The 7,342-nt window shown below is 72.1% G+C and carries 6 protein-coding genes; 2 read left to right on the top strand and 4 right to left on the bottom strand.

Annotated features, from left to right (window positions below; genetic code table 11):
• Nucleotides 1-30 precede the first annotated feature (30 nt).
• Nucleotides 31-2,601, top strand: a complete 2,571-nt coding sequence (gene pepN, locus GRC12_RS18375) for an aminopeptidase N (protein ID WP_208780385.1) — start codon at nt 31-33, stop codon at nt 2,599-2,601.
• 81 nt (nt 2,602-2,682) lie between these two features.
• Here pepN and GRC12_RS18380 read toward each other — a convergent pair whose 3' ends face one another.
• The 3 genes from GRC12_RS18380 to GRC12_RS18390 all read right to left on the bottom strand — a co-directional run bounded on the left by GRC12_RS18380 (nt 2,683) and on the right by GRC12_RS18390 (nt 5,773).
• The gene (locus tag GRC12_RS18380) at nt 2,683-3,441 is read right to left on the bottom strand and encodes an SDR family NAD(P)-dependent oxidoreductase (protein WP_208780386.1); all 759 of its coding nucleotides are present in this window, start codon (nt 3,439-3,441) and stop codon (nt 2,683-2,685) included.
• Between the two features lie 71 nt (nt 3,442-3,512).
• Nucleotides 3,513-4,844: a sigma-70 family RNA polymerase sigma factor gene (locus tag GRC12_RS18385; protein ID WP_208780391.1), complete on the bottom strand. Its 1,332-nt coding sequence runs from the start codon at nt 4,842-4,844 to the stop codon at nt 3,513-3,515.
• A 44-nt stretch (nt 4,845-4,888) separates the two neighbouring features.
• Entirely contained in the window at nt 4,889-5,773 is an 885-nt protein-coding gene (locus GRC12_RS18390) for a LysR family transcriptional regulator (RefSeq protein ID WP_208780387.1), read from the bottom strand.
• Nucleotides 5,774-5,924: 151 nt separating this feature from the next.
• Here GRC12_RS18390 and GRC12_RS18395 point away from each other — a divergent pair, with 151 nt between their 5' ends.
• Entirely contained in the window at nt 5,925-6,830 is a 906-nt protein-coding gene (locus GRC12_RS18395; RefSeq protein ID WP_208780388.1) for an SDR family oxidoreductase, read from the top strand.
• Nucleotides 6,831-7,004: 174 nt separating this feature from the next.
• Here GRC12_RS18395 and GRC12_RS18400 read toward each other — a convergent pair whose 3' ends face one another.
• A complete protein-coding gene (locus tag GRC12_RS18400; RefSeq protein ID WP_208780389.1) occupies nt 7,005-7,277 on the bottom strand; it encodes a hypothetical protein in 273 nt (90 codons plus the stop codon).
• Nucleotides 7,278-7,342 lie beyond the last annotated feature (65 nt).

Consider the following 7,342-nt stretch of genomic DNA (forward strand, 5'->3'; position numbering starts at 1 on the left):
CCGAACCGACACATACGAGGAGATGAACGCGTGCCTGGCACAAACCTGACTCGCGAAGAGGCTCAGCAGCGGGCGCAGCTGCTCACTGTCGAGTCCTACGAGATCGATCTCGACCTCTCCGGCGCGCAGGAGGGCGGTACGTACCGGTCCGTGACGACGGTGCGTTTCGACGTCAGCGAGAACGGCTCCGAGTCCTTCATCGACCTGGTCGCCCCCACGGTCCACGAGGTCACCCTGAACGGCGACCCGCTCGACCCGGCGGAGGTCTTCGCGGACTCCCGGATCGCGCTGCCGGGCCTGCTGGAGGGCCGCAACGTTCTCCGCGTGGTCGCGGACTGCGCGTACACCAACACCGGCGAGGGCCTGCACCGCTTCGTCGACCCGGTCGACCAGCAGGCCTATCTCTACACCCAGTTCGAGGTGCCGGACGCCCGCCGGGTCTTCGCGAGCTTCGAGCAGCCCGACCTGAAGGCCACCTTCCAGTTCACGGTGAAGGCGCCGACCGGCTGGACCGTCATCTCCAACTCCCCGACCCCGGAGCCCAAGGACGACGTCTGGGTCTTCGAGCCGACGCCGAGGATCTCCAGCTACATCACCGCGCTGATCGTCGGCCCGTACCACTCCGTGCACAGCGTGTACGAGAAGGACGGCCAGTCCGTGCCGCTGGGCATCTACTGCCGGCCCTCGCTCGCCGAGTTCCTCGACTCGGACGCGATCTTCGAGGTCACCCGGCAGGGCTTCGAGTGGTTCCAGGAGAAGTTCGACTACGCGTACCCGTTCAAGAAGTACGACCAGCTCTTCGTGCCGGAGTTCAACGCGGGCGCGATGGAGAACGCGGGCGCGGTGACCATCCGCGACCAGTACGTCTTCCGTTCCAAGGTCACCGACGCGTCGTACGAGCTGCGCGCCGAGACCATCCTCCACGAGCTGGCCCACATGTGGTTCGGCGACCTGGTCACCATGGAGTGGTGGAACGACCTGTGGCTGAACGAGTCGTTCGCCACGTACACGTCCATCGCGTGCCAGGCGTACCACCCCGCCTCCCGCTGGCCGCACTCCTGGACGACCTTCGCCAACTCCATGAAGACGTGGGCGTACCGGCAGGACCAGCTGCCCTCCACCCACCCGATCATGGCCGAGATCCGTGACCTCGACGACGTCCTCGTCAACTTCGACGGCATCACCTACGCCAAGGGCGCGAGCGTCCTGAAGCAGCTCGTGGCGTACGTCGGCATGGACGAGTTCTTCGCGGGCGTGCAGGCGTACTTCAAGAACCACGCGTACGGCAACACGCGGCTGTCCGACCTGCTGGGCGCGCTGGAGGAGACCTCCGGGCGCGACCTCGGCACCTGGTCGCAGAAGTGGCTGCAGACGGCCGGCATCAACATCCTGCGCCCGGAGATCGAGACGGACGCCGAGGGCGTCATCACCTCCTTCGCGATCCGCCAGGAGGCCCCGGCGCTCCCGGCCGGCGCGAAGGGCGAGCCGACCCTGCGTCCGCACCGCATCGCGATCGGCCTGTACGAACTCGACGACGCGAGCGGCAAGCTGGTGCGCGACGAGCGCGTGGAGCTGGACGTCGACGGCGAGCTGACGGCCGTGCCGCAGCTGGCCGGCAGGCGCCGTCCGGCCGTCGTCCTGCTCAACGACGACGACCTGTCGTACGCCAAGGTCCGCCTCGACGAGCAGTCCCTCGCCTTCGTCACCGAGCACCTCGGCGACTTCGAGTCCTCCCTCCCCCGCGCCCTGTGCTGGGCCTCGGCCTGGGACATGACCCGCGACGCGGAACTCGCCACCCGCGACTACCTGTCCCTGGTCCTGTCGGGCATCGGCAAGGAGTCCGACATCGGTGTCGTGCAGTCCCTGCAGCGCCAGGTGAAGCTCGCCGTGGACCTGTACGCCGACCCGGCCGCCCGCGAGTCGCTGCTGACCCGCTGGACCGACGCCACGCTGGCCCACCTCCGCTCCGCCGAGCCGGGCAGCGACCACCAGCTGGCCTGGGCCCGCGCCTTCGCGGCCACGGCCCGTACGCCGGAGCAGCTGGACCTGCTGGAGTCCCTGCTGGACGGTTCGCAGACGATCGAGGGCCTGGCCGTCGACACGGAGCTGCGCTGGGCGCTGGTGCAGCGCCTCGCCGCGGTCGGCCGTTTCGACGAGGCGGAGATCGCCGGCGAGTACGAGCGGGACAAGACGGCGGCCGGCGAGCGCCACGCGGCGTCCGCCCGTGCCGCCCGCCCGACGGCGGAGGCCAAGGCGGAGGCCTGGGCGTCGGTCGTCGAGTCCGACAAGCTGCCGAACGCCGTGCAGGAGGCGGTCATCGCCGGCTTCGTGCAGACCGACCAGCGCGAGCTGCTCGCCCCGTACACGGACAAGTACTTCGAGGTGGTCAACGACATCTGGTCCTCCCGCTCGCACGAGATGGCCCAGCAGATCGCCGTCGGCCTCTACCCCGCCATCCAGGTCTCCCCGGAGACCCTGGCCAAGACGGACACCTGGCTCTCCGAGACCGAGCCCAACGCGGCCCTGCGCCGTCTGGTCTCCGAGTCCCGCTCGGGCGTGGAGCGGGCGCTGAAGGCGCAGGCGGCGGACACGGCCGCCTAGTCCCGCGTACGACGACAGGGGGCGCCCGGCATCGTGCCGGGCGCCCCTTCGTATGCCCTCAGCCTGACCTCAGCCCCGACCTCAGCGCACGACCATGCCGCCCGTCACGTTGACGAACGTGCCGGTGATGCCCGCCGCGTGGTCGGAGGCCAGGAAGGCGGCCGTGGCGGTGATCTCGGCGAGGGTGGGGTTGCGGCGGGTCATGCGCATCGTCGCGAGGTTGGTGACGATGCCCTGGACCGCGGCCTCGTCGATCGCCGGGTTGACCGCGGAGAGCTTCTCGACGGTGAAGGTCTCGGGGACACCGGCCGCCCACAGGCCCACGGCGCGCACCCCGCGGGGGCCCAGTTCGATCGCCAGGTTGCGGACGAGCGTGTCGGTGGCGGCGTCCGCGGGTCCCGTGCCGCCCATCATCGGACTGCCGTGCGCGGAGCCGCTGTTGAGGGTGAGGATGACGCCGGAGCCGCGCTCGGCCATGCGGCGGCCGGCGGCGCGGGCGGTGATGAAGTTGGCACGGGTGCCGTCGATCACCGGCCGCAGGAAGTCGTCCACCGGCATGTCGGTGAGCGGGGCGCCCTGCACATCGCCGCGGCTGACCAGGTTGAAGGAGACGTCGACGGAGCCGACGCCGTTCAGGTGGTCCTCGACGGCCGCCTCGTCCAGCGCGTCCACGACGGCGACCTCGGCGTCCTCGATGTCGGCGGCCACCGCCTCCAGTGTCTTACGGGTCCGTCCGACGAGGTGGACGCGGGCCCCCTCGGCGGCGAAGGCGCGGGCCACCGCACCGCCGATCGAGCCGCCGGCGCCGTAGACGATCGCGGTCTTGTCGGTGAGCAGCATGGTGATTCTCCCTGCGGGTCGTGACGTTCGTGTCGGTCATATGGACGCGCCGGGGCCCTGGCGGTCATCGGTCACAGACGCAGGGGCAGACCGAAGGCGGGGAAGAGGTGCGGTTCGAAGGAGGTGATCTCGGCGATCCGGTCGTCGCCGTCGAAGCGGAGCACGTCGAGGACCTGCGCGCGGTAGACGTTCGTACCGGGCCTGCGGACGTAACCACCCGCCGCGAGCTGGCCGTTGGCGCGCGCGGGCAGGTGGCGCCAGTGGCCGAAGAACATGGGGGACGCCGGGTCCAGGGTGGGGCGCAGGAAGCCGACGAGGGCGTCGCGGCCGGTGAACCAGAACGGGTTCGGCGGCATGGTGAGCGTGACGTCCTCGCTCAGCAGCTCGGTCATCGCCCCGAAGTCGAGCTGTTCGGCGGCGGTCATGTACCGCTGCAGCACGGCCCGTTGGGCCGGGGTGGGCTCGGTCGTCGTCCAGTCGGCGCGGTGGCCGGGCAGCCGGTCGCGCAGGGTGGGGCGGGCGCGCTGCAGGGCGCTGTTGGCGGAGGCCACGGTCAGGCCGAGGGCCTCGGCGGTCTCGGCGGCGGTCAGCCCCAGCACGTCCCGCAGGATCAGCACCGCGCGCTGGCGGGGCGGGAGGTGCTGGAGGGCGGCGAGGAAGACCAGTTCCAGGGTCTCCCGGGAGAGCGCGGCGGCCTCCGGCTGCTCCTCGGCGGAGGGCAGTTCGTCGTCCGGGTAGGGCTGCAGCCAGGTGATACGGGCGGGTGGCTCGCCGGTGCCGTGGTTCATGCCGGGGATCGGTTCGTAGCGCTGCGGGCGGCGTGCGGTGCGGCGCTGGAAGTCCAGGCAGGCGTTGGTGGCGATGCGGTACAGCCAGGTGCGGGCGCCGGCCCGCCCCTCGAAGCCGTCCCGGGCCCGCCAGGCCCGCAGGAACGTCTCCTGCACCAGGTCCTCGGCGTCGTCGTGGGAGCCGGTCATGCGGTAGCAGTGGACCTGGATCTCACGCCGGTGGGCCTCGGTGAGGGCGGCGAAGTCGGTCTCGGTGAGGGCGGCGGGCCCGGACCCGGTGAGCCGGGGCCCGGTCTCCGGTTCCGTCACGGGGACGTGCGTGACGGATTCCTTCGCCGTGTCCCGTGCCACCCGCGCCACCCGCCGCAGCCGGGCGACGGACGACGACAGCTCGCTCACCCCCGAGTACAGGACCGAGGGCGGTGTGGGCGCCAGCTCCTTCACCTGGCGCGCCAGGTCCTCGATCAGCCCCTCCACCCCGGTCTCCTCCGGCCCGTGCCGCCTGCGGTACGCCTTCTGCCGGCAGGCCGCCGAGCAGTACAGGGAGCTGCGGCCGGTGCGGCCGGCCCGGGCGGGCAGCGGCTTTCCACACACCGCACAGACGTCGGCGACCACGGGCACCTCCGGGAGGGATTGCGTCACGCGGGGACGGTGTGACGCTATACCTGCTCGGGGCGCGTGAGGTGCGTCCGCGCGACTTTCCGGAAGGCCGTCACCAGACGTCCGCGGTCCCCGGCGCGGGTGGCGAGGGCGACCTGGCTGGGCTCCACGCCGTGCAGCGGGACGGAGGTGAGGTCGGGGCGGAGCCGGATGCCGGTCGGATAGGCCGTGACGACCAGGGCCTCCCCGGCGGCGACGACCTCGAACTTGTCCTCCAGGTCCTGGATCTCGGGGCCCTCGGGCACCGGGCGGCCGTCCGGGCGGGGTTCCAGTCGCCAGAAGGCCGCCCAGGCGGGGTCGGCGCCGGTGATCCGGGGCATCGGCTCGTCCGCGATGTCGTCGACGGTGACGGACTCCTTCCCGGCCAGCCGGTGATCGACGGGGACGACCACGGCCCGGGGCTCGTCGTAGAGGACGGTCACGTCCAACTGGTCGGTGACGAAGGGCAGTCGGGCCACCGCCACGTCCACCCGGCGCTCCAGCAGCGCCGAGCGCGCCTCGTCCCAGCGCAGGTGGCGGCTGCGTACGTCGGCCTCCGGGTGCCGGCGCCGCATTTCGCGCACGGCGGCGGTGACGATGACTCCGCTGGTGAAGCCGACGGTGAACCGGCCCGGCTCGGCGGCGGCGCGGGCCTCGGCCGCGGCCTGCTCGGCGGACCGCAGCAGCGCCCGTGCGCGCGGCAGGAACACCTCGCCGGCCTCGGTCAGCCGGGTCCCGCGCGGAGTGCGGTCCAGCAGCCGGGCGCCGACCTGCTGCTCCAGGCTCGCGATCTGCCGGCTCAGGGACGGCTGGGTGATGTGCAGGGCCTCGGCGGCCCGCCCGAAGTGGCGGTGCTCGGCGACGGCGGTGAAGTACCGGACCAGACGGAGGTCGAGGTCAGCCATCCCTCCACCCTACTCACCTCTACACTCCCCCACTCACCTGTGGTGATGCCCGAACCGTATTGCGCCATGCGGAACAGGCTTTGGACGCGGCCGCCGCCCCCTCCCGAGGATGGAGGCACACTCACCCACTCCCCTCACGAAGGGCCGCACCATGCGTGTATTCGTCACGGGCGCCACCGGTTTCATCGGTTCCGCCGTGGTCCGTGAACTCCTCGACGCCGGGCACCGGGTCACCGGGCTGGCCCGCTCGGACTCGTCCGCCGCCGCGCTGACCGCGGCCGGGGCCGAGGTGCACCGCGGGGATCTCGGCGACCCCGACTCCCTCGCCGCGGGGGCGGCCGCGGCCGACGGCGTCGCCCACCTCGCCTTCATCCACGATTTCTCCGGCACCTTCGACTTCGCCGCCGCGTGCGCGGCCGACCTGCGGGCCGTCGAGACGATCGGCGCCGCTCTGGAGGGCTCGGACAAGCCCTTCGTGATGTCCTCGGGTACGGCCCTGCTGCAGCCCGGAAGGGTCTCCAGCGAGGAGGACACGGCCCCGGCGGAGTCGTTCGGTGCGATCCGGGCGCGGAACGAGGACGCGGCCGTCGCACTGGCCGACCGCGGGGTCCGGTCGGCGGCCGTCCGGTTCTCGCCGTCCGTGCACGGGCGCGGCGACAAGGGCTTCGTCTCGATGCTGATCGCGATCGCCCGCGAGAAGGGCTTCGCGGCCCACGTCGGCGACGGCGCCAACCGCTGGCCCGCCGTGCACCGCTCGGACGCGGCCCGTCTGGTCCGGCTCGCCCTGGAGTCGGCGCCGGCCGGTTCCCGGCTGCACGCGGTCGGCGACGAGGGCATCCCCTTCCGGGACATCGCCGCCGTCATCGGCCGCCACCTGGACCTGCCGGTCCGCTCCATCGCCCCCGAGGAGGCGGACGCCCACTTCGGCTGGCTCGGCCACATCGTCCCCCTCGACGTACCGGCGTCCAACACCCTCACCCGCAAGTGGCTGAACTGGGACCCGACGGGCCCGGGCCTGCTGGAGGACCTGGAGGAGGGCCACTACTTCACGGCGTGACCGAGACCCTCTCGCCGCGTCGGCTCTCGGCGACGCTGATGCTCACCACGGGCGCATGACGGGCCGCCTCGACAACTGGAGCGCGCGGGCCGGTGAAGCGTGAGAACACGTCGAGGGCGCCGGCCGCGCCCGCGGTGCGGTGGGGCGGGCCGGCGCCCTCGGTGAAGCGTCGGGTCAGGCCTTCGCCTTGGCCTTGTCCGCGCCGGCCTTGGCCACGCGGTGGCTGGGGTGGGACTTGTCCAGGACGATCACCAGGCCCGCGATGATCGCGAACAGGCCGAGCGGGATCGCGACATAGAGGCCCAGCGTCTGGATGACACTCAGGCCCTTGCCGGGGTCGTCGCCGTCGTCGCGGGTCAGCGCGAGCGCGGGGGACGACATGAGCAGCATCATCAGCGTCGTACCGGCGGCCAGGGCGCCGGCGCGCAGGGCGTTCTTCTTGTCCACGGTCCCAAAAGTATCGAATGACGATCGCGGTCGCTCGTCCGGGGTCCCCTAGCAGCCCCCCGGCC

Source organism: Streptomyces griseorubiginosus, assembly GCF_017614965.1.
GTDB classification, from domain to species: domain Bacteria; phylum Actinomycetota; class Actinomycetes; order Streptomycetales; family Streptomycetaceae; genus Streptomyces; species Streptomyces griseorubiginosus_B.